At 45.9% G+C, this 25,182-nt stretch carries 26 protein-coding genes; 9 read left to right on the plus strand and 17 right to left on the minus strand.

Annotation, left to right across the window (positions count from 1 at the left end; genetic code table 11):
- Positions 1 to 2: 2 nt before the first annotated feature.
- Positions 3 to 560, minus strand: a complete 558-nt coding sequence (locus DOM22_RS12830) for a hypothetical protein (RefSeq protein ID WP_246845950.1) — start codon at positions 558 to 560, stop codon at positions 3 to 5.
- 85 nt (positions 561 to 645) lie between these two features.
- Positions 646 to 1,680 (minus strand): SurA N-terminal domain-containing protein, encoded by a 1,035-nt coding sequence (locus tag DOM22_RS12835; RefSeq protein WP_142700758.1) that lies wholly within the window; start codon positions 1,678 to 1,680, stop codon positions 646 to 648.
- Between the two features lie 132 nt (positions 1,681 to 1,812).
- On the opposite strand from DOM22_RS12835, the gene mreC reads away from it, so the two are divergent.
- Genes mreC through rodA form a run of 4 tightly spaced genes read left to right on the plus strand, consistent with a single transcriptional unit; the run spans position 1,813 to position 6,528 of the window.
- Positions 1,813 to 2,871 (plus strand): rod shape-determining protein MreC, encoded by a 1,059-nt coding sequence (gene mreC / locus DOM22_RS12840; protein ID WP_142700759.1) that lies wholly within the window; start codon positions 1,813 to 1,815, stop codon positions 2,869 to 2,871.
- Positions 2,871 to 3,410: a hypothetical protein gene (locus DOM22_RS12845; RefSeq protein ID WP_142700760.1), complete on the plus strand. Its 540-nt coding sequence runs from the start codon at positions 2,871 to 2,873 to the stop codon at positions 3,408 to 3,410. The genes mreC and DOM22_RS12845 overlap by 1 nt, the downstream gene beginning before the upstream one ends.
- Entirely contained in the window at positions 3,407 to 5,401 is a 1,995-nt protein-coding gene (gene mrdA, locus DOM22_RS12850; protein WP_142700761.1) for a penicillin-binding protein 2, read from the plus strand. The genes DOM22_RS12845 and mrdA overlap by 4 nt, the downstream gene beginning before the upstream one ends.
- Positions 5,402 to 5,403: 2 nt before the next feature.
- Positions 5,404 to 6,528 carry a rod shape-determining protein RodA gene (gene rodA / locus DOM22_RS12855; protein ID WP_142700762.1) on the plus strand — a complete coding sequence of 375 codons (1,125 nt, stop codon included), beginning with the start codon at positions 5,404 to 5,406 and terminating at the stop codon, positions 6,526 to 6,528.
- Between the two features lie 96 nt (positions 6,529 to 6,624).
- Here the strand turns inward: rodA and DOM22_RS12860 are convergent, their stop codons facing one another.
- On the minus strand, positions 6,625 to 6,861 hold the full coding sequence (locus DOM22_RS12860; protein ID WP_142700763.1) for a hypothetical protein: 237 nt from the start codon (positions 6,859 to 6,861) through the stop codon (positions 6,625 to 6,627).
- Between the two features lie 131 nt (positions 6,862 to 6,992).
- Between DOM22_RS12860 and DOM22_RS12865 the strand changes: the two genes are divergently transcribed.
- Complete coding sequence (locus tag DOM22_RS12865; protein WP_142700764.1) at positions 6,993 to 7,298, plus strand: hypothetical protein; 306 nt, start codon at positions 6,993 to 6,995, stop codon at positions 7,296 to 7,298.
- Between the two features lie 9 nt (positions 7,299 to 7,307).
- Here the strand turns inward: DOM22_RS12865 and DOM22_RS12870 are convergent, their stop codons facing one another.
- From DOM22_RS12870 to DOM22_RS12885, 4 genes are all read right to left on the minus strand, one after another.
- Positions 7,308 to 7,490 (minus strand): hypothetical protein, encoded by a 183-nt coding sequence (locus DOM22_RS12870; RefSeq protein WP_142700765.1) that lies wholly within the window; start codon positions 7,488 to 7,490, stop codon positions 7,308 to 7,310.
- Positions 7,491 to 7,660: 170 nt separating this feature from the next.
- Complete coding sequence (locus tag DOM22_RS12875; protein ID WP_142700766.1) at positions 7,661 to 8,044, minus strand: hypothetical protein; 384 nt, start codon at positions 8,042 to 8,044, stop codon at positions 7,661 to 7,663.
- 90 nt (positions 8,045 to 8,134) lie between these two features.
- Entirely contained in the window at positions 8,135 to 8,518 is a 384-nt protein-coding gene (locus DOM22_RS12880; protein WP_142700767.1) for a hypothetical protein, read from the minus strand.
- Positions 8,519 to 8,660: 142 nt separating this feature from the next.
- A complete protein-coding gene (locus tag DOM22_RS12885; protein WP_142700768.1) occupies positions 8,661 to 10,151 on the minus strand; it encodes a MerR family transcriptional regulator in 1,491 nt (496 codons plus the stop codon).
- 579 nt (positions 10,152 to 10,730) lie between these two features.
- Here DOM22_RS12885 and DOM22_RS12890 point away from each other — a divergent pair.
- On the plus strand, positions 10,731 to 11,459 hold the full coding sequence (locus tag DOM22_RS12890; protein ID WP_142700769.1) for a lytic transglycosylase domain-containing protein: 729 nt from the start codon (positions 10,731 to 10,733) through the stop codon (positions 11,457 to 11,459).
- A gap of 74 nt (positions 11,460 to 11,533) precedes the next feature.
- On the opposite strand, the gene DOM22_RS12895 is transcribed toward DOM22_RS12890, so the two are convergent.
- From DOM22_RS12895 to DOM22_RS12910, 4 genes are all read right to left on the minus strand, one after another.
- Positions 11,534 to 12,253, minus strand: coding sequence for a hypothetical protein (locus DOM22_RS12895; RefSeq protein WP_142700770.1), 720 nt, complete (start codon positions 12,251 to 12,253; stop codon positions 11,534 to 11,536).
- Between the two features lie 74 nt (positions 12,254 to 12,327).
- Positions 12,328 to 12,999, minus strand: a complete 672-nt coding sequence (locus tag DOM22_RS12900; protein WP_142700771.1) for a hypothetical protein — start codon at positions 12,997 to 12,999, stop codon at positions 12,328 to 12,330.
- A gap of 115 nt (positions 13,000 to 13,114) precedes the next feature.
- On the minus strand, positions 13,115 to 13,441 hold the full coding sequence (trxA, locus tag DOM22_RS12905) for a thioredoxin (RefSeq protein ID WP_142700772.1): 327 nt from the start codon (positions 13,439 to 13,441) through the stop codon (positions 13,115 to 13,117).
- Between the two features lie 79 nt (positions 13,442 to 13,520).
- The gene (locus DOM22_RS12910; protein ID WP_142700773.1) at positions 13,521 to 14,585 is read right to left on the minus strand and encodes a hypothetical protein; all 1,065 of its coding nucleotides are present in this window, start codon (positions 14,583 to 14,585) and stop codon (positions 13,521 to 13,523) included.
- Positions 14,586 to 14,682: 97 nt separating this feature from the next.
- Between DOM22_RS12910 and lptF the strand changes: the two genes are divergently transcribed.
- Positions 14,683 to 15,789 (plus strand): LPS export ABC transporter permease LptF, encoded by a 1,107-nt coding sequence (gene lptF / locus DOM22_RS12915; protein ID WP_142700774.1) that lies wholly within the window; start codon positions 14,683 to 14,685, stop codon positions 15,787 to 15,789.
- A gap of 203 nt (positions 15,790 to 15,992) precedes the next feature.
- Here lptF and DOM22_RS12920 read toward each other — a convergent pair whose 3' ends face one another.
- From DOM22_RS12920 to DOM22_RS12930, 3 genes are read right to left on the minus strand one after another with little or no spacing between them, the layout of a single operon-like run.
- Positions 15,993 to 16,934 carry a DNA-processing protein DprA gene (locus DOM22_RS12920; RefSeq protein ID WP_142700775.1) on the minus strand — a complete coding sequence of 314 codons (942 nt, stop codon included), beginning with the start codon at positions 16,932 to 16,934 and terminating at the stop codon, positions 15,993 to 15,995.
- A gap of 40 nt (positions 16,935 to 16,974) precedes the next feature.
- Positions 16,975 to 18,624 (minus strand): LysM peptidoglycan-binding domain-containing protein, encoded by a 1,650-nt coding sequence (locus tag DOM22_RS12925; protein WP_371715235.1) that lies wholly within the window; start codon positions 18,622 to 18,624, stop codon positions 16,975 to 16,977.
- A 21-nt stretch (positions 18,625 to 18,645) separates the two neighbouring features.
- A complete protein-coding gene (locus DOM22_RS12930; protein ID WP_142700777.1) occupies positions 18,646 to 19,170 on the minus strand; it encodes a tol-pal system YbgF family protein in 525 nt (174 codons plus the stop codon).
- Positions 19,171 to 19,484: 314 nt separating this feature from the next.
- Here DOM22_RS12930 and DOM22_RS12935 point away from each other — a divergent pair, with 314 nt between their 5' ends.
- Together DOM22_RS12935 and DOM22_RS12940 are read left to right on the plus strand one after the other, a co-directional pair.
- On the plus strand, positions 19,485 to 20,399 hold the full coding sequence (locus DOM22_RS12935; RefSeq protein WP_142700778.1) for a ComEC/Rec2 family competence protein: 915 nt from the start codon (positions 19,485 to 19,487) through the stop codon (positions 20,397 to 20,399).
- Positions 20,384 to 21,142, plus strand: coding sequence for a ComEC/Rec2 family competence protein (locus DOM22_RS12940; RefSeq protein WP_246845628.1), 759 nt, complete (start codon positions 20,384 to 20,386; stop codon positions 21,140 to 21,142). The genes DOM22_RS12935 and DOM22_RS12940 overlap by 16 nt, the downstream gene beginning before the upstream one ends.
- A gap of 41 nt (positions 21,143 to 21,183) precedes the next feature.
- Here DOM22_RS12940 and DOM22_RS12945 read toward each other — a convergent pair whose 3' ends face one another.
- The 3 genes from DOM22_RS12945 to DOM22_RS12955 all read right to left on the minus strand — a co-directional run bounded on the left by DOM22_RS12945 (position 21,184) and on the right by DOM22_RS12955 (position 25,181).
- Positions 21,184 to 21,648 carry a hypothetical protein gene (locus tag DOM22_RS12945; RefSeq protein WP_142700779.1) on the minus strand — a complete coding sequence of 155 codons (465 nt, stop codon included), beginning with the start codon at positions 21,646 to 21,648 and terminating at the stop codon, positions 21,184 to 21,186.
- Positions 21,649 to 21,797: 149 nt separating this feature from the next.
- Entirely contained in the window at positions 21,798 to 23,879 is a 2,082-nt protein-coding gene (locus DOM22_RS12950) for a TonB-dependent receptor (protein ID WP_142700780.1), read from the minus strand.
- A 24-nt stretch (positions 23,880 to 23,903) separates the two neighbouring features.
- The gene (locus DOM22_RS12955) at positions 23,904 to 25,181 is read right to left on the minus strand and encodes a lysine N(6)-hydroxylase/L-ornithine N(5)-oxygenase family protein (RefSeq protein WP_142700781.1); all 1,278 of its coding nucleotides are present in this window, start codon (positions 25,179 to 25,181) and stop codon (positions 23,904 to 23,906) included.
- Between the last annotated feature and the right edge of the window lies 1 nt (position 25,182).

Below are 25,182 nucleotides of genomic sequence, written 5' to 3' on the forward strand. Positions count from 1 at the left end.
ACTTAAAGGCTGATTGAAAAGGCGCGGGACAGGTTGTGAATGTGGATTTCGACAAGAATGCTGCCACTGTCCAACTCCCCGCCCTTATGCAAAGACAGTTTCGTCTGCAAATCTTGGAAGTTCTTGGCCGCAAGAACTTTCAACACTTTAAAGCCCTCGTGGGCAAAATCTGTTTCGCAATCTGGAGTTCTAAGCCAAACGAATTCCACCTTGCACAAGGAAGCCTCCGACGGGTCCGTCAAAAATCCTTCTAAAAAATGCGTGTGCTTGATCAATAAATTTTCCGGCGACTGATCATGGTTCCAAGCGAACCCCCAGCCCCGTTCTTCCTTAAATTCCAGACTGATCAGTTGCGCTTTTTCTTTTTCAGCATGCTCGATAAGGTTCAGTCTTGTCACCGCCATGATTTCCGCGAAGGCATGACTCAAGCTTTCGGACTTGGATTGAAAGACAGTTTGCTCAAGGTCTTTTTTAAGTTCTGCAAGCCATTGATCGACCAAAACCAGGTTTACGCTCATCCCCGACAGCGGATTGATCTCTTTCGAGAATCCAGCAGCCACCTTAAACAAAAAGCCCCGTCTTGCGGACGAGGCTGATTGAAGTACTATTGAAATGGGAATTTCACGTACGAATTGCAACACGCAATTACATTTCCATGATTTGCTTGTTCATTGTTACATGCGAGTTCTTACGGAATTGGTTCACCCAAGCCTCGAACATGCCGTCGCCACGACGCTTTTGCGTCATTTCAAGAACGTTCGGCTCAAGAGCTTTGCCCGCTTCCATTTTCGTGTCTTTAAGTTTCAACACGTATTTTTGATTTCCATCACGAACGATGCGTTTCAACAAAGGTTGAGCTTTCGTTAGTTCAAAGATGGATTCAGTTGCAACACGGCTAGTGATTTTAGGGAATTGGTCTGCACCAATCTCAACCAAACCTGTTTCTTCCCAGCCCGCTTTCATTTCTTTTAGCTGAGCGTTAACTGCGGCTTCGTCACCTTTTGCCAAAGCTTCATCCAAAGCTTTGATTGCCGCTTCCGCCTTTTCTTTAGTCATCGCTTTGATCAAAGCATCTTCGTCAATTTTCACGAAAGATACGTTGATTTTGCCACCGCGAAGCTCCTGCATTTTGCCTAACTCCGCAGCAGGAGTGCGATTCGCGATTTCAAACAAGTGACGCGTGCGGATATTAGAAATGTCTTTTCTGATTTTTTGCTCGAAGTTACCAGCAGAAGTACGGCTGTTTTCCAGGTAGCTTTTGTAGAATTCACGCTGGAACTGACCGTTTTGTTGAAAGAACGGAACATCCTTCATGATGAAGTCTGCAACTTCTTGGTCTGTTGCCAAAATGCCTGCCTTTTGCGCAGCTTGGGAAACAAGCTCCATACGCACCAAGTTCTCAATCGCTTGCTGGCGAAGAAGTTGACGCTGAGAGCTAAAGTCCATCTGGCTTCCGAAGATGTTTTTATAGTATTCCGCAACGCGGTTTTCCTCGTTTTGGAAGTCAGCGATAGAGATCAAAGTGTTGTTCACCTGCGCCGCAGAACCCACGCCCATACCCAGTTTCCCAGGGGCACCCATGAATACGAATGTAAGAATGATAGCACCGAAAAGAACGATCGCTGTGATGCTCTTTGCAGAGAGCTTTCTTTTCATTTTATCTGCCAAATTTTCGTTCATAAAAAATCCTTCCTAAAACTAACTTCAAAACAAGCCGCTTCATTACCTTACGATTTTTATTATTTTTCAAGGGGAAATTGTTGAATTTCTCAACTCGTTTGATAGCGTTGGAAAGTATTAGGTAGGTGACATTTGAATTTCTTCAACTTTGATCTCAAAAAACTGGTGCTCATCGGAATCGTTCTGGCTTTGCCACTCATTTCCATCAACATGCAGCAACGCCCTCAAGAATCCCATTGGTTGGTAAAACCATTCAGCATGTTAGGCAGCGCCGTGTCCGAAACATTCTATGGCTTCAGCCACGGGGTCAAGGACACCACGGCAATGTACTTGGATTTGATTAACATCAAGAAACAAAGCGAGCAATTGCACAGCACCAACAACGAATTGCAAAGCCGCTTGAATTCCATGAACGAGTTGCAAGTTGAAAATGATCGCCTGCGTGGATTGCTGGAGTTCAAACAGCAAACGAAAATGAAACTGACTTCCGCACAAGTTATCGGCCGTGACCTGGTGATTGATCACAACACAATCACGATCAATAAAGGCACACAAGACGGTTTGAAAAGCGGTATGGCCGTTATCACGACTGCGGGTGTTTTGGGTTATATCTTTAAGCCAGAGCCCTTCACTGCTCACGTGATGTTAATCACCGACCGTTACGCAGTGGTGGATGGTATCGTTCAACGCACTCGTGCGCATGGTATCGTGGAAGGCAAAAGCCAAACCAGCTGTGCACTTAAATATGTGGAACGCACCGAGGACGTAAAAGAAGGTGACCTGGTTGTGACCGGTGGCTTGGATAACATCTTCCCGAAAGGCTTTCCAGTTGCGATCGTGGAATCAGTTGAAAGAAAAACCTTCTCCGTTTCTTTGAAAGTTGATTTGCGCCCGGTTGTTGATCCTTACAAAGTTGAAGAAGTTTTCATCATCGTGGATTCCTCCAAAGAAGACTTTGGCGACAAATATGCTCCGCAAGCAGCGACAGGTGTTGAAGGAGCGGTTCCTAATGCAACTCCTGGCACAGAAGCTCCTCCGGTGAATCAAGCCTCCCCGGCTCACACACCGACATTGGCGAAACCAGCGACGACAGGAGCTACACCCGCCGCATCTCCAGCGGTGACTCCGAAAGCGACACCTAAAGAAACTCCGAAAGCCACACCTGCAACGAAGCCTCAGGAGAATCCGTAGTGAAAATCCGCTGGAATGCGACCCTAAACTTTTTAATCTTCCTGGCCGTATTGCTGGTCGTGGCAGGTATTCAGTCAACGCTGTGGTTTCAATTCTTTGGAAATGCGGCACCAGCGCCACTTTTGTGGCTGAATCTAATTGTATATATGACTTTGTATCGCAAACCTTATCCGGCGATCTTTACGATTTACGCTATGGGCGCGATTCTGCTAATATTTACAGCAATGCCGCTCAAGATGATGCTCTTTTCACTCTTGATCCTGTTCGTACTTGTTTACGGAATTAAAAGTCGCGTTTTCTGGAGTGGCTCTGGTTACTACACTATTATGTGTGGTTTCTCGGCAGTGGCTTACCACTTGATCTATTTCTGTCTTTCAATGGTGCTGGAAAAAAATCCGGCAAGCTTTGAAATCGTCGATCGCATTGTCCAGATCATCTTGACGCCAGTTTTCGCTCTTCCGATGTATTGGATCCTGGCTAAGATCGACAAAGTAACGACAGACGAGTTTGTGCATGAGCCCGGAGGATTTGATCTATGAGTACTTACGTCAGTAATCCGGATGAGGCTAAGGAATATCAAAGCCGTTACCGTCTGTTCTATATATTGATTGCATTCACCTTCAGTATCTTCACGATGCGTTTGTGGTATTTGCAAATCATCTCCGGTAACGAACTTCGCGAATTCTCGGAAAAGAACCGTATCAAACAAAATAAAATCACAGCTCCCCGTGGTTTGATGCTCGACCGTGAAGGAAAAGTTCTGGTGGAAAATCTGCCCGGCTTTGAAGTTTTGCTGACGCCTCAATATATCGAGGATCTGCAATCTTTGGCGGGAACTATCGGCCCGATCCTGGGTATGGATGCCGACAAAGTCGTTCAAAAAGTTCAAAAGAGCCGCAAACAAAATGGTCCTTTCGCGCAAATTCGTTTGAAAGAGAACTTAAGCCGCGAGGAAGTGTTCCGTTTGAAACGCGTGCGCCTGGACACTCCAGGACTTGAGATCCGTGAATCTATTGTTCGTTATTACCCGCTGAAAGAAAACGGCGCTCAGCTGTTTGGTTATGTGGGCGAGATCTCGAAACGTCAGATTCCAATCTTTAATGATCTCTATAAGAACTTCTTGAAGTTCGACCAAGGTGACATCGTTGGTAAGAGTGGCTTGGAAGAAACTTTGGAACGTGACATCCGCGGGACCGATGGTATCTCTTTCATCCAGGTCGATGCCCATGGTCGTGAGGCAGTGACACAAACTCCGAATATTTACGGCGAGCAAATCCGCGATCAAGTTCCAGTGCATGGAAACAATGCGGTTCTAACGATTGACCGTGATATTCAAGAAGCCGCCTACAAAGCGTTCAACGTCACTGGCGTTGATAACCGTGGTCACATCGGTGGTATCATGGTTATGAAAACCAACGGTGAAGTTTTGGCGTGGGTTTCTGCTCCATCTTTTGACCCGAATGAGTTTTCGACGGGTATTTCCCCGCAAACTTGGTCTCGCTTGATCAACGATCCGTTCAAACCGCTTCGTAATAAGATCATTCAAGATCACAACCCGCCGGGCTCTACATTTAAACCTTTGGTGGCCGTTGCGGCTTTGAGTGAAAAAGTCATCACTCCAACAACAATCGTTGCCGCTCCGGGTGTATTCTTCTTTGGTCGTCGTCCTTACCATGATGCTTTGAAACAAGGTCACGGTAACATCACGATCTATCAAGCGATCGAAGAGTCTTCGAACGTGTTCTTCTATAAAATGGGTATCGCCTTGGGTGTTGATAAGATGTTTGATTACATCAACCCTATGGGTATCGGTCAGAAAACTGGCATAGAGCTTTCCCGTGAAGTGGCTGGTATCATGCCGAACTCTGCGTGGAAGAAGGCCACCGTTGGTGAAGAATGGCAACCGGGTGAGAACTTAAGTACAGCGATCGGTCAGGGTTTTGTAACTGTGACTCCGATCTCGATGGCGGTTGCTTACAACGCGATTGCCACTGAAGGTAAAGTGGTTAAACCATTCATCATCCGCAAAGTTTTGGATCAGGATGGAAAAGTTTTGCGCGAAAACTTTCCGCAAGTGGTTCGCGATCTGCAACAACCGCAACCAAATGGTATCAAAATCACGCCTGAAACCTTTAAAGTCGTAAAAGAAGGTATGCGTCTGGTAGCCAACGGTAATAAGGGTACGGCCCGTTACTGGAAAGTTCCCGGCGTTGAGTTCGCAGGTAAAACCGGTACCGCACAGGTTATGGGTTTCTCCGCGGATCAAATCCATGCGAGCTGTACAGCACGTCCAATTCACATGCGACATCACGGCTGGTTCGTTTCTTATGCACCTGCTGAAAATCCAGAAATCGTTATTGCGATTCTGGCCGAGCACTCCTGCCATGGTAATACCGGCGGCGTGCCTATCGCGCGTGACATCTATAATACTTACTTTCAGAAATATCATCCGGAAGTCATTGCCAATGCGATCAAAAACAAAGGCGTGAAAAAGAAAGTCGAAGCTGCGGCGACGAGTGAGGGAGAATAATCGTGTTAAATTCATTACACGTCGAAGAGAGAACACTCTTTAAAAAACTCGACATTAACTTTATCGTGGTGATTCTGGGATTGAACATCATTGGTTTGATCAATCTGTACAGCGCGACTCACGGTCCGAGCTCCATCGACGTTTCCAACTTGTTCATCTCCCAAATCATGTGGTTGGTTGTGGGTTGGATTGTATTCCTGGTCATGACAATCCTGGATTACGCGATCGTCACCCGTGTGGCTTTGGTCATTTACGCGTTAAACCTCGGAGCGATTCTTTACGTAACGTTCTTTGGTAAAATTGCCTTGGGTGCCCAACGTTGGATCGACCTGGGATTCTTCAGATACCAACCTTCTGAAACCATGAAACTTGCTTTGATCATGTTGATGGCTAAAATCCTTTCCACCAAATCTACTCACGGACAAGGAATGGGCTTCAAAGAAATGGTCGGTCCATTGTTCGTTCTGGGAGTGCCCTTCGTTCTGGTAGTTGAACAGCCGGACTTGGGAACTGCTATGATGCTTGCTGCAATCGGTGGATCCATGGTTCTTTTCACCAAAGTCAGACGTTGGATCTTGGTGACTGCAATCGCCGCGGGTATCGTGGCCTTGCCGATCGCTTGGAAATTCGTCCTGCATGATTATCAAAAAAATCGTATCTTGACGTTCTTATCTCCAACGAACGATCCGCGCGGAACGGGTTACAACTCGATCCAGTCTAAAATCGCCGTCGGCTCCGGTCGTTTCTTTGGTAAAGGCTTTATGAAAGGAACTCAGTCACAACTTGAATTCCTTCCCGAGCGTCACACCGACTTTATTTATTCAGTGTTGTCTGAAGAGCACGGCTTTGTCGGCTCGCTTTTGGTGATGGGTTTATTCTGTTATCTGTTCATCACGGGAATTCGTATCGCCACCAATGCGAGGGATAAGTTCGGAGCCCTCCTCTCGGTCGGGGTCCTCTGTTACGTCTTCTGGCATATGTTCGTGAATATGGGGATGGTTATCGGTCTTTTACCGATCGTGGGCGTCCCGCTGCCACTGCTGTCCTACGGTGGGTCGAGCATGCTGACCACCATGGCCGGCCTGGGACTTGTCTCCTCCGTCGCCTACCGCAGATACCTGTTTTAGAAATACCAAACAAAAAGGCTTCGAGAAATCGAAGCCTTTTTTTTATTTAAGAATGATCGCGAAAGTGTCTGCCGCTTTTTGGGGAGCGCCACCATGTTAGTAATGATTGATTCGAACGCGGTGACCTTCGCTATCGATGACTTCAGAAAGTTGACCGGCGGGACTCTGCACCGGGCTGTTCCAGTCATCAATCTTAGTGCTTCCTTCTTTGCGATTAGGATTTACGACCAATCCCGGTGACTCAAATTGTGATGATTGATAGGGCTCCTCGAAATCCGATTCGTTTTCAAAGCCCGAGAAATTAAAATCTGTGGGAACTTGCTGCTTAGGCATGTAATCCTCCCCTTGTGATTTTTTAAGTTTAACCCAACTCAGATGAACCAGCAGAAAACTGCAATTTGGCACTGGCCTCGCAGCCTGCCCCATAGAGGCATAAGATAGGAGCAAACACAAAAGAGTAATCCATGACGTTGCATATCCGCTTTTACGATGATTTAAATGTCTTCTTGCCGCAAGTGTACCGCTATCGGGAAATCACCTTTCAAAGCTTTCAGCTCTCAACCATCAAGGAAGTTATTGAATCCTTAAACGTGCCGCTTTCCGTGGTGGATTTGATTTTGGTCAATGGTGAAAGCGTTCCGGTGAATTACGCCGTCAAAGAAAACGATCGCATAAATGTGTATCCGTTTTTCGAGGAAATCGAAATCGGATCCGAAGTTAACAAGGAAACGGAATCCCCGAAAAATTCCGCCAGATTTTTGGCAGGCTAAGAAAATATATTATTTCTTTTTATAATTTGGGTCTCGCTGATTGTTTTTAGTGGGATCCACAACGCCTGAATATTGCCCCTCTCGCAATCCTTCCATATCCCCAGATTGTTTCTTCTTCATTCCATTATCGCCCTGGTTTTCTCCAATCAAACGATCTGTTCCGGCGGGCTTATTGTTTTGACCACTTCCCATAACTCCTCCTCAAGGATTCTATAACTCTTTGATCAGTATAGAACGAACCAGAAAATTCGCTGTAGAACTGCGAAGAGACATAATTCGCATATTCAAAACGTCCAGTTTAAAAAATAAAAAAGCCACATTCGCATGTGGCTTTTTCTTCAAACAAATTTGTGCGACCGGGACTATTCGATGTCTTTGCAAATCATGCTAGACAAGATCAATTGTCCATCAGTTGATGATTTTAGATCTGCAGTAGCTGCGATTTTAGCACCCGTGTGCTGAGCATAAACCTGCAAAGTCTCGTTGCCGCTTTTTTCACATTTATATTGAGACGTACGACCGTTATCGTAATCAGCAGACTCACGAACACAGTTAAACTGATAAGGCGTCGAATCCTTGCCCGTTTTCCAAATCGCGATATGAGTCGAATCAGAACCATCCGCTTCGTGCACATGCATGCCATAAGCCGCATGACCATCTTCACGAACCTCTTTGCTTGTGCAAAGGAATGAAGCTTGTGCGGAAGTCGCGATCAATATAATGGAAGCGATAAAAAATGATTTCATAGGCCATCTCCTGTCTCTATAAATATTGAAACTCCAGAAACGGCCTGTGACTACGAAAAAAGCCTCTTACAACGCAAGAGGACGAGGGCGCTACTCGATAGATTTGCAGTACATGCTAGAAAGAAGCAATTGCCCCGCAGAAGATCTCAAATCCGCCGTCGCAGTGATCTTAGGACCTGACTTCTGAGCGTACACTTGAAGAGTTTTGTCGCCATTAGCCTGGCATTTGTATTGCGAAGTGCGACCGTTACCATATTCCATGGCTTCACGAACACATTCAAATTGATCTGCTTCATTAGCATGACCAGTTGCCCAGATAGCAATTTGCACATGAGTGTTTTCAGTTTCAGATTCATTCACAGTCATGCCATAAGCTGGCTTACCGTCGTCACGAAGCTCTTTGCTTGTGCAAAGGAAAGAAGCATGCGCACTTGTCGCGATCATCAAAAGGGAAGCAACCAAAATAGCTTTCATGGGCCATCTCCTAGTTCGAAATTTGAATCTGGCAACGCCAGATAATAAAATATGAACAGCCAGAGATAGCCTATGGGGCTGAAAAAATCCATCCAACGAACAGTCTTCCGGTAATTTTCACCCGACTCCTTAACTTTTGTGACTAGGCCTTCAGATACAGTGAGCCATCTTGGGTTTTATAGCCAAAATCCACCCAGGTGATCTTGTGCTTCTGTTCCCAATCACTAATGGCTTCTAAATATTCTTTCTCCCACAATGACTTCAAAATAGCGCTGCGTTTGAAAAACCACCAGCAGGTCACGGCATGAGCTTTCATAAAGACTTTAGTGACCTTGTCTTTTAATAAATCGCGCACCACAGGATCTGCAATTTTTGCAAGAATATCCGCATGGACATTTTCATCTTTTCTCAGAGCCATGCGAATGCTTCGAGCCTCGATAACGCTGACATTGGCAACTCTGGAAAAAATCAAATCCCAGTCTTCCATATAAATGAGTAAACCCTTGGTGTACTTTAGTTCCGGCAGATTCTCGGGACAATCCCTTTCCGTTCTGTTTCTGAATCCCAAAAAGTTTTCGCGTTGAGAGAGATCCCTTAACGTATCAAGAATCATTAATTCCATCGGATTGGCGATAGCCTGACTGCGATAAAAATTTTCTAGATCCCAACTGGCACGACTGTATTTGGCTCTGTCTTCCGCATTCATAGTAACAAAAGCATGAAACGTTTCATTGGGCTCACACCAGTAAAGACCTTTAGTGCCTAACCTTTGCGGCGCCGTCAAAATCATCGGATCCATATCAGAAAAGGAATCAAAATCAATTTGACCGACTTTGTCTTGAACCATTTTTAAAATATCTAAGAAGGGACTGCGAAAGGCGACGACTTCTAATCCACACCTGGCCGATAGTTCATCACACATCTTGCCGATTTCCTGCGAGCGGGAATATTCGACATCCATCCAAAACATTTTCGTATGAGAGAAGTATTCCGGCACCAATCCATACCGAAGCGGATTGAACTGCGAATACCCTTCCGAGTACAGCACTAAACTCCCACCTGAGTTCCCACGCCCCGGCCCCATCAGAATATTTTTACTTTTTGCATATTCAAAAACATTACGAAGACCGGAAATCAGTATTTTGTGGGGTTCTGAATACAAGGATACTTCATGCGCCACCTGTACTTCAGCCTGTTGATCCACCACTCCACGACGTTTTAATTTATTAACACTTTCAGTAACAAAGTTTTCCATAACTTGATTCCTCTCAGTTGCGGACAGTTCCCTGCCCAGTTTTAGAGAGGTCAAAATGGTTTCAAGACTTAAAATTTGCTCTTTCAGATTATGCAGATCCAAGCGACTCTCTTGAAGACGTCTCTCCAAAAAATCCTGCAGCGAACTATCACTTGTCTCCTTCAGCAAGACCTTAATCTCTTCAAGCGTAAATCCCAGCTGCTTAAACTGCAAAATAGCCTGAGCCTGCGACAGCTGCCCACGCCCATACACGCGATAGCGACTCTCACTGCGCGAAGAAGGCACTAAAAGCCCCTTCTCCTCATAGATCCGCAAAGCCTTCACCGAAAGCCCCGCCGCCTTACCAAACTCCGAAATAGAAAACCAATCCTTCATCATCGACCTCTAAATATAAGCCTCAGGCCCGCCCCAAGGGCAGAGTAAAGCCAAAAAAGAAAGATCCAGCCGCACCGCATACGTAACCAGGACCTGGCACCTATCCGAAGGCGAGTCCGCAAAGCGGACAAGCCAGCCCCCATCTCCCCAGCAAGTCAGCCAAAGGCGGACGAGCCCGATCGAAGCAAACAAGTCGTGCACAGCGCTTCGTCTCAAATTAGGGCTGGGCTGATGCATGCGTGCACGCAGTCGACCTCCGTCGGCGCATGGATGCGCGAACCCGCCAAAGGCGGGCGACGGTGAGCCCGGATGGCGTGTCGACGAAGCTGCATGCAGGCAGCAGACAAGCCCTAATTTGAGACGAAGCGCTGTGTTCCGACGAAGAACGTTTCAGAGTGAGAAGTCGCCCCGTTTTGGATAACTAATGATCTGACAGTGTCTAGAGATTGGTAGACACCGCCTACCTCACATTCGCCTACGTTCCATCTGATTCCTGCCTCAGTACAAGACTTCAACACTTTCGCGAACTTAGGGAGTTGGCCCACCCCCTGCACTAGTACCTAGATAACAGGAGGACGGGATATGAAAACGAAACATCTCAAATCAACACTCGCTTTAGTTACCGCCACTCTAGTCATGGTTCTTTTCAACAACTTTGAATATGTGAACTGGAGCAAAATCTTAAAGCTGCCAGTAATTGAAACGGTGAATGAAGCTTCACGCGTTGCCCATGCTAAAGAGTTGTTGGGAGGCCGCTATAAAGGTTCAGCCGCTCAAAAAATCGAAGGCCGTGTGGCTTTGAATTTGATGATCTATAAAAAGGTTCAAGGCTATCTTGAGCCGCAATGGAAAAACCGCGCAGGCGATATTTCCAGCGCTATCATCTCTGAATCTGACAAGTTCAACTTGGATCCAGTATTCGTGATGGCGATCATTAAAACAGAAAGCACATTCAATCCACTGACTGTGGGTAGCTTTGGCGAAATCGGCTTGATGCAAATCAAACCTGATACAGCTCAATGGATTGCGAACAAATACGGTATTCCTTGGAAAGGTAAGAAAACTCTTACGAACCCAGTGACTAATATCCGTATCGGTGCGGCTTACATGGACTACCTTCGTAAGCAGTTCCCAGGTAAAGCGAACAAATACGTGAGCGCTTACAATATGGGTCCTAAAAACGTTCGCCGCTTGCTAGCTCAAAACGTGGTGCCTGAGGAATACAACGGCCGTGTGATGAAGAATTACAAAGACTTCTACACAAACTTGGCTGATGCTCCAACGATTCAAACGACAGTGGCTACGAACTAAAACCAAAACGACTTAAAAACAAAAAGCCCTGGTTCATCACCAGGGCTTTTTTCATTTTCTGAATTTAGAGAAACTTAAAGCGCCGATAATTCCGCGCGAACGCGCTCTTTAGATTCCTCGCGACGGCTGACGTAATTCAGGATTTTGATAGCGCTGATAACGCCCACCACATTGTCATCCATGTCATAGATCGGAGAAAGATAAAGAGGTTTCATCGTCAAAATCATTTTATCGAAACCGAAGTTTTCAGTTACTAGATGAACCGGGATGATGTTTTCAACGTTCGTGTGAACCAAAGTTCCATTCGTTGTTGCTTCCTGGAACTGCAAGTATTTATCCGTGATCGATTGATCGCGGCTGAATAGTTCGTACCAAGGAATTGAAACCAACTCATCCAAAGAGTAACTGCAGCAGTCCATCAAAGAAATACTGCGGAACGTTTGATGACCTTCCGTGTTCACAACTTCAAAGCTAGTTTCGTCGTCCACAGAAGAAAAGAAATCAGGGTGTGTCTTCAAGCGGAATGCACTTAGAAAGCGCCACAAGAACTGCTTGTCAGAAATGCGCTCACCAGTGGAGTGCATTTGGAAAAACTCAACCCACTCCGCCAATGCGTTAGCAATCGGACCTTGCGCTTCTGAAGGCAAGCGATCAAAAGCCAAGCCAGGATAATCACCTTTGATAGAACGTGGCTTTTCAAGAAGAGCATGGAATTGCAGCAAAGACTCACGGTAGAGTTCTCTGACTGGATTTGATTCGGGAAGATTTTCAGAATTCAAAATATTTTCAAGCATATGCACCTAAATTCATTTCTACCACGAAAGCTGAGCAAAGCAAACAATCTCCCCTCAGATGATAACTAATGCAATCAGCCCCGGGCGGGCCTCAGACTCTGGCTTTTAAGGATTTTAAAGGCGTGAATCCCGCCAACCACAGCACCCGTCACGTCATACACCGGCGATAGATACATTGGTTTGATGGTCGTTGCCAGTTTCTCGAACCCTGAAATTTCCACAACTTCGTGTTCTCGAATCAAACCTGGTAGATCCCTGTGGGCCAAAGTTCCATCTGTAATGTTTGATTGAAGCTTTATGTAGCTATTGGTGATGTCCTCATCGCGGCAATACAGGCTCGGCCACGGGACAGAAATCACTTCATCCAAAGTGTAGCTACACACCGCCATAAACGACAGGCTGCGAAAGGTTTGCAGACCGGCACGATTGACCACTTCAAGGCAGGTTTCATCATCGATTTTAGAAAAGAAATCACCGTCAGGCTTTAAACGAAAAGCCCCTAAGAAGCGCCACAAAAGCTGCTTATCAGAAACTGAATGAGGGGTGGCATTCATTGAGAAAAAATCCACCCACTCTTGCAGAGCGAGCAGCACGGGGGCCTTATATTGCTCTGGAAGACTATCATAAGCATACCCAGGGTAGTTCCCTTTGAGCTTGTGACTGCCCTCTAGCAACTCAGCGAACTTCTTTAACGCTGTTTCATAGGGTTCGGCAGAGGTGGATATGACTTCAAGCAATGACTTCATGGAACAAGCGTAGCGAAAGCTACTGAGGATGTCGAATTATACGCAAAAAAAAGAGGGAACTTGAAAAAGCTCCCTCTTTTTTAATTTTAACTTTTTTAAACAAGCCTGTGTGGGCTTATGTATTTTTCGTCAAGAAATCAACGATAGCATCTTTCGGGTGGTTACCAACAAGTTGGCCCACTTCGCTGCCGCCTTTGAATAACAACATCGCTGGAATACCGCGAATACCGTATTTTGAAGGAGTCGCCGGATTCTCATCCACGTTCACTTTTACGATCTTAACTTTACCAGTTAACTCAGTCGCCACTTCCTCTAGTTTTGGAGCCAATGCACGGCAAGGACCGCACCACTCTGCCCAGAAATCCACAAGAACTGGAGTTGAAGAATTCAAAACTTCTGTTTCAAAAGAACCATCTGTTACTGCCGTTGTATTTACGCCCATAGAGGCCTCCGTATTAGAACAAATTACCATACTTAATTTGAGAACGGAAAAGATATAGTCAAGGTCCCCTAAGGAGCAATCACTTTTTAAAGAGGGCTTTTGTGAACTGTTGGCGCAACTTATCGAGATCGTTAATGGATTCCTTGTCCCACTCTGACGCGATGTCTTGTTGACGTTTGCGGGATTCCACACGGGTGATAGTGCTAACTGGAGCGACTTTCACATCCGCAACCAGGTTTGCGTATTTTTTCATTCGTTCCGCAAGCTTAGCGGTGGCGTTTTCAAGCTCTTGACGAGCTTTCGAAGGCGCAGCCTCGGGCTGAGCAGCTTCTAACTTGCCTTTGACGGCCTTAGCATCTGCGGCTGGGGCACCCGGTGTGCCGGTGTTTTCGACCTTTTCTACCTCAGGCGCGCCGCCTCCAAGAAGCTCTCTCTCCAGAGCTTTTAGGTCCACATCAGGAAAGGCCACTTCTTCGGGAGCGGATTCGGCTTGGGATTCAGAAACGGAGGCCTGAAACTTTGCACCTATTTTAAAGCGCGGAGTTTCCTTTTCTTCTTCGTTATTTAGCGTGAACTCTGCACCTTCACCTTGAGGTTCTTGATCGATGTTAAAGCCCATACCTGCAGGAACATTTTCGTCTTCTTCAGGTGAAGTTCCTTTAACAAAGATGGCTTCATTTTCCGTCGTGAATTTACCCTGCGCTGCCGCAGGCGAAAGAGGTTTTGTCGCCGGGCTTTCCAGATGACTGGCTTTGTTTAACTTTTCTAGCAGAGCGCTTTCATCCTGCCCTAGTAATTTGGCCAAAACTTGCACGATACGAAGTGGCGCGACCGGCGCTTCTAAAATCATATCGACACGCAGCTTGATCAAATCTTGGGGACTGGGTTTAAAACCTGCCGGAAAAATTAGGACAGCCTTACCACCCCAACGGCTCATCTCTTTCAAACGCTTGCCGACCCCCAACGAGGAAACCTTGGCTCCTTTACCGGAACCAATAACCACATCAGGGTTAAAGCTAATAATTTGATCAGAGACGGCGTACTCACTCGACAGACCAATGACGTCAAAACCCACTTTTTTCAAAGTCGATTCGACGCTCATGAGATCCGCGTAGTCTTCATACACCAGAAGAACCTTACTCATATCCTTCTATTGTCAGATATGCGGAGCTTTCGGTCAAACTACAGACTGGACGATGGGCGCGATGACTTACGATTTCCTCCCTACTACAATGAACCCCATGTTCAGTATCTTTAATGGCAAGAAAGCCGTGCAGTACATTTTTTTCGAGATGCTTCCAAGTTTCGTCCTCGGTCTTTTGGTTTTCATTTCCATCATCCTGATGTTCCAGGTTTTGCGTCTCACGGAGTTTGCGCTTGTCCACGGCGTCGCTTTAAAAACCATCGGTGAAATCGTGGGATATGTCGTTATTTCACTTCTGCCCGTGCTGTTCCCGATGGCTTTGCTTTTCTCGGTCCTTCTTACCTACGGTCGCTTAAGTCAGGATTCTGAAATCGTGGCGATGAAAGCATCGGGCCTGGCAATGGGAACTTTGATAATCCCGGCACTGCTCTTAGCTTTGATTGTCGGCATTGTCTCTGCACAGACCTCATTTGTGATCGCTCCTTGGGGAAATCGCCAGTTCGAGGTTTTGTTCACACGTTTGGCAAACACCAAAGCTACAGCCGTTATCAAAGAGGGAACTTTTGCAGAAGGCTTCTTTGATATGGTGGTTTACGCCAATGAAGTGGATTCCAAAAACGGCAAACTTCGCAAAGTCTTTATTTATGACGAGAAAAATGGCGATGTTCCTTTGACCGTTATTGCTAAAGAAGGAAGCCTTTTACCAGATCCTGAGCGTCCTGGTCAGGAAGTTTTGCTTCGTTTACAAAATGGTGAAATTCACCGTCAGGCGAAAACGCACACTAAGATTAGTTTTGACACTTACGATGTGCATTTTTCTGAACCGGATCAATATGAAGAACGCGCTAAGTCTCCGCCTTCTTTGACACTAGAAGAAGTAAAAAACCGCTTGAAACAAGATTTCAAAGATCCGGAAGAGCATCGTATTATGCAGACGGAACTTCACAAACGCTGGGCGATTTCTATTCTTTGCGTGGTCTTTTCTTTGATTGGCGTAGGCTTAGGAACAACAACCAATCGCCGTGCAGCGAAGGCTGGCGGTATGATTCTTTGTATCGGGATTATTATTTTCTATTGGGTGCTTTATGTCGCGGCCGAAGGTGCTGCACGCAGTGGTTCGCTTCCTGTCGCCATAGCAATCTGGGCGCCAAACATCATTTTCGGTGGGATCGCGCTTCAGTCTTTAAGAAAAAATTGGAATTAGAAGAGATCGTTTCAGCTGGAGGTTGGGGCGGTCTTAAAATAAGAGCGATGCAGCAGCATCCTTACTACCACGGTCATCCTTGACCACATCGCCCCTCCCTTGAATCAAATGGTAAGAGCAACTCCCCACCCCTTGCAAAAGATTTTTTTAGATCATTTCACTTTTTTCAGTACCTTTTTGTCATTCAAAATGAGCCACTATCCCTAGTGGGAATCGCTCGAAACACCCACAATACCTGCTGTTTTAAAATTGTCCGTCAATAACTCGGAGTGAAATAAGGTGGACAAATCTTGGGCATCACGCACCATTTGCGCGCCATCCAACAGTAAATCCAGGCCGCCTAAAAAATGCGGATCCAGCGGATGACCCGGCACAACCCAAACTGGACGCGAAAGCTCTGCGGCCTGGTGTGCAGTAATCAAAGTTCCACTGCGACGTCTTGCCTCCACCAATAAAGTGGCACAACCAAGCGCCGCAATCAGACGATTGCGATGATGAAAAAGACGTTTATGCATCACCTGCTGCGGATCGTATTCACTGATGAAACAGCCTCCCTGATCAAGCACGGGAGTGATCCATTCCCGCAAACTGCTGGGATACATTTCCCCTAGTCCCGAAGGTAGCACCACCGCGGTCGGAATGCTCTTACGCAAAGCCAATGAATGCGCTTTTTGATCTACTCCACGGGCACCACCACTGATAACCAACGGCATTTGCTTTTCTAAAAATAAAGCCAGCTCTTGTTCCATCCATTTTAAGGAATCCGCACTGGGCTCTCGACTGCCGACAATGGAAATCGAGCGCTCAATCATCCAACAAGGAGAGCCGCGATAAGAAAGCGTCAGTGGTGGCTCTGCCATACGATAACACTGTGTCGGAAATAAGGGATCACCATAACAAATGAACTGCATGCCCTGCATTTTCCAGCGCACAGTTTCGGCACACAGATCTTTAAACAAGGTAAAATTCTTTTCTAAAGAATCTCCTAGTTCGGGCAGATATTCCTGCATGGCCTGGCGGAGATAAAATTCTGTCAGACAACCGATCTGAGAAAGACGCAAATAAGTTTGATGAATTTCGTCGCGGTGAACGCGATACAGGGGATGGGATTTTATAAGTTGGGAGAGAGCATGGATTTCAGTCATAAAAAAAGGCTCTGCAATTTGCAGAGCCCTTCATTAGTGATTACAACTCAAGATCAAGGTCTTCAGATCCGGACTCCGGCGAAACAGGAGGGGCGCCACCTAAATCCAATTCTTCATCAATTTGATCTTTCGATTCTGGTGTATGACTTTCCTGAACATCAGGGCCTGCTGAAGCCGTTTTTGCTCCCACACCGACATAGTCTCCCAACAAGATATCTTCGTTAGAAGTCGTCACATAAGCTGTGGCAAAGTTTGGCGTCACATTGACGATTTTCAAGCTACCGATATTGCGATCATTCAAAACCGCATTGGCTTGACGATTGCGAAGGGCACTGTCTGCAAAAATTGTCAGATTTTGTCCCACCTGAAATCCGCGGGCCGAACCACCATCTAAGAACACCAAAGAGTTTGAACCAAACAAACCGCGTTTTTTTCCGAACTCCCCTCCCATGATTTTCGCATTGGCAGAGTTATTCACTGTACCCGGACGTGGATCGATCATTGGAACTTCGCCTGGAACCAGAACGGCGCCAACTTCCACCGGCTGAATCGCTTTTTTAACGATCGCGCGATAAATATTTTTTTCAGCATTCACTTTTTCTAGAATTTCTAAACCACCTTGAACTTCCACCATGCGGCCTTTACGACCTTTCACAGCGGGATCAAACACTTCGCCCATATTTTTCTGAACGATGTAGTTCTTTTCTTGGTTACCATTTAATTTTACATACACGTATTGGAATTCGTTCGCCGTTTGTGAATCCAGTTCCGTTGCAGTGATAGTTCCTGCGCCCGGAACTTCGTTATCTGCTACGAAATAAGTCAGATACTCGTAAGGGATCGGCATTTTATTTTCTCTGAATTCAATTTCCACAGCAGAGCTGTCATCAAATACACCGAAGCGACCTTTCGGCAAACTGTTCGGAAGTGAGCCAAGCACGGGAGTGTGCTTACGACGAGTTGGTGGCACCGGAGGCTCACTGATACTTGGTTCAACGATTTTATCACCTTCAGATTCAGCGACAGTTTCGCCTTCCTTACCTGCGACAGCAAGAGTTGGCGCATCCATCATCGTACCTGGATAGAATTTTATATTCATATCCGGAGTGATTTCATGGGGATTTAAAATCGATCCATTATTCAATGACCAAAGTTTCGGCCAGAAGTTTGGATCACCGAAGAACGTGTTAGAAATATCCCAAAGAGTGTTACCCTTTTCGACCTTATAAACTTCGGATTTACGAGCTCCAACGGCTTTGTCCCAAGCTTCATCTGAAGTGGGCTGCGCGTTGTACTTTTTGTAGATATTGTGGAATCGATTTTCTTTATTGAAATCCGGATCACTGCTACCTGCATCTGAAAAACTTGACGAAGCATCGGCATGAGTTGGTGCCGGCACATCGTTCGGTGCAGAAATTTCCGGAGTGGGTACATCAGGCGCTGCTGGGGGTGGCGGAGTTTCAACACTTTGCCCCGACGAAGAGCCCGGTTGAATTTCCGTAAATTCAGGAACACTCGGCTCTATGGGAGTTTCACTTTTTTTAGGTTCTAATACATCCAATGGATCTGCATCCCACGTTGTATCTGGTGGCGGTGCATCCTGACCGTGCGCAGTTTGGAATTGCACCAAAAGCGCACAGAATATAATCGTCAATGAGACTGAGAACTTCTTGTTCTTCACTTTTTGCATCCTTGCAAGTGGTGATTATTCTTAGTTGAACTGTTTCAGTTCAGCATCTGCTCTGAAGGATTCTGGGCTGCCAGGATATTTAGCTCTCACTTCCACAAGGGAACGTTTCGCAAACTGTGGCAGATTCATTTTTTTATATGTCATGGCTTTCGCAAATCGTGCACTCGCCGCTTTATCGCTGTTCGGATATTCTTTTTCGATGCGACCGAAATAGCGAATCGCTTCAGGGAAGTTGTTATGCTCAACAGCCATTCTGCCCGCCAGAAACAATGCATTATCCGCATAAGTGCTCGCTGGAAAGCGCGTCAAAAGGCTTTGTAGACGGCTTTTTAAGCCGATCTCATCATCGCGTTGAGAAGCGCTTACCATTTCAGCATACAGGGCCGTGTCAGATTGTTTCCTGAAATCTTGTCCCGTCAATTCCACCAACAGTGCTTGCTGTTTGGGAGTTTGTGCGGCGCCTTTGATTGTGTTTGTTGACTTGGCTGCTGCAGCCAAAGGTAAGCTTAAAAGTAGTGTTGCTGCCAATCGTCCTAGTTGCTTCATCTCTCGACACTCCTTGATCTTTTACCAGTATGACATGCAATCCAAAGTGCAAACAAGCAGACTTATCCACACAAAATGTTGAGTTATTGTAATGCTGGACCTTGGACCTGTTGAATTTCAAGGGTTTCAGCGATTTGCATGAAATTTAAGCACGGGATAAGCATATGATTTTACTGCCGTATTTTTTAAAATCGCACTGTTTTTCAGCGCTCTAATTTCAGATCTTACAATCCGACTTACACGGACGCAGAGGACTCACGACAGATTATTTTAGAAACCACGTCTGCGGCGCTTTTTGCTAAGTCCTCGAATTCATGATTATTCTTATTCTCCTTGCCTTGAGCTTGAGCAATTGCACGCAGGACACCATGCTGAATAATGCATCAAGCCTTTCTCAGAGTTATCAACAAAAGTGTCTTACATTCATTCCGCGCGAGTCAGAAAATTACTCTGCACTGACCTCAATAGTGTGTGGCGAAAAACTCAGCGATCAGAACCTGAAACAGAATTTAGTGAAGACATCACTGATTCATATATTCATCATTTCAGGTTCTCATCTTCTTTTGCTCGACGAACTTTTCGCAGTTTTAAGAATTCCATTTTTTGTAAGATTCTTAATTTTGAGCTTTTACTCCCTAATAGTTGGCTGGCAACCACCCGCCGTAAGAGCCTTGTCTGCATTGGGTTTGCGAGGACTTTTTAAATCTCGTGGTTGGAAATTTCCACCGGATTTGATGACGATGATTGCGGGATGTTTCACACTCGCGCTTTTTCCTGCGTGGTGGAACTCACCATCACTGCTGATGAGTTGGTGTGCCAGTTTGGCACTGGCATGGACATCGTTGCTAAAAATAAGAAATGTTTTTCATCGCTTGTTGTTCAATCAATGCGCAGTTTTTATTTTCATGTGTGCTCCACTGTGGGGCTTGAGTTCACTTCATCCCCTCGCACTGCTTTACAATTTGTTATTAGGGCCGGTGGTGTCTTACATTTTACTACCGCTAGGGTTTGCAAGCGTCATCATTCCATCGGTAGTGGCGGCCTTTGATTTTGTGATGACGGGCTTTGCACAAATCCTGAAATGGGCCTCTGAACCTGTTCCCATGGTCTCTGCGAAACAGATTTCAATATCCACATTATGGTTTTGGATTTTTGCGTGGCACATCTTTTTTCACTTTTTTCGATTGCGACTTCGCCAAGGAAAGGATGCTGCGTGGAGTGGGTGTTAAGATTTTCACTGTTCTCGATTTTGTTGATAACTTTCAGCGCCACACCCGTGGCAAATAAATCAGTGTTCTCATATCTCGTGATATGGAACGTCGGCCAAGGACAATGGGCGACGTCCATTGACGACACCACCTGCCGACATTTTGACGTGGGCGGCGAACGATTTCCCTGGGGAAAAATCGCCAAGCTTTGCCGCGATAAAAGTAACAAAATTTACCTCAGCCACTGGGATTGGGATCATATCGGTGCGTTAGCGAAATGGCCTTTATCGTGGCAGAGTTGTCTTGCGATGAGGCCGCAGGGAAGTTCGTCGCCGGGAAAAATGCGTCTGCTCGAAAAGTTTTCTGATTGCGCCGAGACGTTGGATGTTCCGCATTGGCAAGGTTTGACGGTTTTTAAAAAATCAAAAAAGTCTGCAGGTAAAGTCGATACAAATGCTGCAAGCCAGATTACGTCTTACAAAGGTTTTTTATTCCCCGGAGATTCACCGGTAAAAACCGAAACTCAATGGCAGAACTTACCTTGGGTGCGTGAAACGCGCGTGTTGCTACTGGGGCATCATGGCTCGCGCACCAGCACATCGGAAGAGCTTTTAACTCACTTGCCACATCTTAGTATGGCCGTCGCATCAGCCCGCTATGCCCGTTACAAACATCCCCATGCAGAAGTGATTTATCGACTTAAAAAGCACCGCATTCCCCTGCTTAAAACAGAGGATTGGGGGAATATTTGGTTTGAATATTAGAGTTCACTCGTGGTGAATATTAACTTCGTCAACGAAGTGATTTAAGGAGTGCATTTTTGAATGCCTTCAGTGTCGTTGCGGCATTCTAAAGGTTTTTTGCAAAAGTCATATTGGGAGGCACATAGCTGATTTGCACTCCCCTGGCCGTATTCGCCTCCCACACAGGCTTTGATGCCGTCACCGCGGTCTTTACAGCGCGTTGGGTATTTACAGTAGGAATTGTTATCGCCGCAAAGATCACCGTTATTACCGGCATTGGGAGACGAATCCAGGCACAACATCACTTTGTCGCCACGATCCTGACATCTTAACGGATAAGCGCACAGACCGGCCGCCCCCGCGCAGTTATCACCCTTCTTACCCGCACCCATCGTGGTTCCTACACAGACGACTTTGCCATCGCCACGATCGCGGCAAACACCGCTCCCGCGACAATTGCAATCAATGCCGATTGCGAAAGTGACGGAAGAAACCACAAGGCCGACGATAAAGACGAAATTTCTCATTCTTAAATCTTAGACGTATTCCCAATGAAGATGCAACTCACACATCGAATCAGCGTTTATTTCCGCTTCGGTAACCGCATGCAGCACGGAAATAAAAAAAGGCCCCGTTTCGGCGGAGGCCTTTTGTGTGTTTCATTATTTTAAATCTGTTACCAGAAGTATGTTACGCGCACGCCGAATTCGCGTGGCGAATTCACTTGGTAAACTTTTGTTCCATAGTAGGCGTTACTTGCATCGTAGGTTACATATTTTTGGTCAAGGACGTTACGGATATAGAACTCAGAGTTCAATTTCCATTGCGCCATTAAGTACGCCAAAGACGTATCCAAGTACCATTGCTCCGGAGCCGACTTGGTATTCGCAGCATCGCCATAGCTTGAAGACAAGTAGCGAAGTGTATTATCCCAGTTCCAGGCATCTGTCGGCTTAAAGGTATAGTTCACACTTCCTGTCCATGGGCTGGCGAAGGGGAACTCGTTACCGTCATAGTTTTGATTTAAAGGACCTTTAAAGTCGATGAAGCGTGTATGGTTGTAACCCACACCTGCCGTCAGCGCATTGTGGGCATTGATATTGTAAGTCGCTTCCAGTTCCGCACCGTACAATTCAGAGCTTGCCGCATTCACGATCGCTGAATTGTAGGGATTGTTCGCTGCGTATTGTACCAGAACCTGTTGATCCACCCAGTGAGTGTAAAACACGTTCGCAGCCACTTTCAGCTGATCTTGAACACGCTTATAGCTTAATTCAAAGTTATGAGTCGTTTCTGGGTCGTACTCGGCCACGGTTGACGTCCAACGATTCACGCTGACTCCACCCGTGCGATACCCTTGAGTATAGGAAATACCGTAAGAACTAATACCTTCCGTCAGGATGTAACCGATTTTAGGAAGCAGGATGCCGCCCTCTTCGTTTCCGCTGGCAGTTCTTGTTGAACCGTAAACGATGTAAGAATCGTATTTGTTCTGCATATACTCATAGCGAAGACCCAAGTTCAACGCATGATTTTCATTGAACTTATAAAGCATGGAATCAAAGATCGCATAGGTGTTTTGGTACTTTTCAGTTTTTTGACGAACTGGGATAGGACCTGGAGCTAACACGTTAAAGTTGTAGTCATCTTTGATAACGTAGTCATGATAGTGCAAACCCAAAACGTTCTTTACTTTTTCGCTTTGGTATTTGTACAGGTTTTCAACGCTGAGATAGCTGTCCTTATGATCTTCGTAACGAGTTCCCGCAGTCGCAGCCGAAGTTCCATCCGCGTCAGCAGTCGCATCTTGGTCACTTTGCGAGTAAGCCAGAATCGTTTCATTCGATGAGTTCTCGTTGATTTTTTTAGTATAACGAAGGCTGGTTTGTTGATTGTTCGTCAATGCACGGTTGTCGACATCTTCATAAACTTTATAATCAAAAGGATCTGTCGATTGCGAATATGTACCGCCAGCTTCATTGTTGAGAATTTTGATGTTCCAACGAATCTCGTCGAACGCATTCAATTTATAAACCAAATCCTGGGAGATATAATTCTTATCTTGACGTCCCCAACGATCATTGCCCGTCGTTACGTTTTCGATGAAGCCATCATAACGTTCTACGTTCACAGAAGTACGACCAAAAAGGTCTTCGCTTAGTTTATAGTTGGACACCACGCCGACTTCTTTGTAACCGTAGCTGCCAAAACCGGCTTTAGCTGCGCCCTCGGTCGCATCCGTGGCTTTACGGTGGAACAAAAGGATGTTACCCGCGAGCGAGTTGATACCTTGAGTTGTGGATTGAGCACCCCGATAGATTTCTACGTGATCCAAATCCCAGAAATCAAAAGCGCCAGCAGAGATGGCGAGATCCGTTTGGAATACATCGTCTACCAGGATCGATGCCAAGTTGTCTTTTTGATACCCTGTCACGCCGATATTGTTAATACCGCGAAGGCTGAAAGTATTGTCGTTCTTATTCACTTGAACGTTGGGAAGACCATTGATGGACTTCAAGGAGTCGGCCTTAACCCCTTTATCGTAGGACTCAGCTTGGATGACAGTAATGGACTCTGTACTTTCCAAGTAGGATTTGTCTTCTTTATTCCCCAAAATCTGCACTTGTTGCAGTTTGTAGGTTTCTGCGGGTTTTTCCGTTGTCGCCGTCTCTGGTGTCGTCTGTGGTGTTTGTTCCGCCGTCTGGGCATGCGCGAGGCTTGCCTGGATCGTGAACAATACTGCGATGAAAATTCTCATTACTGTCTCTTCCTTCTTTCCCTTTTATAATCCTTTATAACTAACAAAATTAGGAACCATTTTAGATGTTTTGTAGTGCTCTTTACCCAGCATGTCGTTCAAGATGGTCGCCGATCTCCAGGCCATCAAGCTCGTTTGCGGTTCAGAGATTCCATGCCCATGACGGCTAAAGTTCATGGCATAGATCTTATTCTGCGAAGGGCCCTTCCATTTCACAGAAAAGTTCTTCTGCAAAATAAAGCGGCCGGTGTTATCAAAATCAATCATGTGTTGAATCGGCTCGATGATGTGCGGGATGCGAGTTCTAAAGCCCGTGCTTAGAATCACGATATCAGCATGGTGCGTTTCCGTTTTGTTCGAAAACGTGCTGCTGACAGTCAGTTTATAGCCACTCCCGGCCTCTTCCAGGCGATCCATGCAACGCGAAGGCAAGATCTCTACGATCGCTTCACTTTGATGAACGTGTCGAAGTTGGTAGATGTCATTGTAAAGAGCTTCCAAATACTCTGGTGTATTTCCATCAGAAGCCATCTTTTGATGACGAACGATAGGATCTTTAAGGTTTTGATCCAAGCCAAAGAATTCTTCTACGTAATAGGGTGTGAAGTATTCGTTAACGAACGGAGAGTTATCTAGTGGCTCCAGGTTCGCGCGGCTGGAAATCAGACGAGTGCTGGATGGCTCGCCCCATTTGCCTTTAAAGCAGTTGCGGAAGATTTCAATCCCTGTCTGACCGCCACCAATCACCACAACGTTCTTACCAGTGACATCCAATGTTTTAAGATAAGGAGATTTTGCGTGAAATACTTTAGGACCGATGAAGTCTTTGGCAAAATCAGGAACGTTGGGAGTTAGACCCGTTCCGATACAGATATTGTCGGATTTAGCGATGTTGTTACCAGAACGAACCAGGAACTGACCGTCTTTGAAGTTTACTTCGTCGATTTGCGCGCCAAAGTTCAAACGGTGGTTCAATTGTTTGCTGACCCATTGGCAGTACATTTCAAATTCACGGCGAGTCACCACTTGGCGATTCGTATTCATGAAAGAGTAATACAAACCATTTTGAACCAGATAGTTCATGAAGCTATACGGGTTTGTAGGGTCCGCTCCCATCACCAGGTCTTTTAAGAAAGAGGTTTGCATTTCAGAATCTGCAAACATGATTTCTGAGTGCCAGTCGAAACTTGGTTTACCGTCAAAGAAAGCACTGTGGATCCCCGCAGTTTTATCTGCCAAGGCCGCAAGGCTTAGATTGAAGACGCCGATACCAATTCCTATAAGATTGTATTTTTGTTCCATC

This window comes from Bdellovibrio sp. ZAP7, assembly GCF_006874645.1.
GTDB lineage: Bacteria > Bdellovibrionota > Bdellovibrionia > Bdellovibrionales > Bdellovibrionaceae > Bdellovibrio.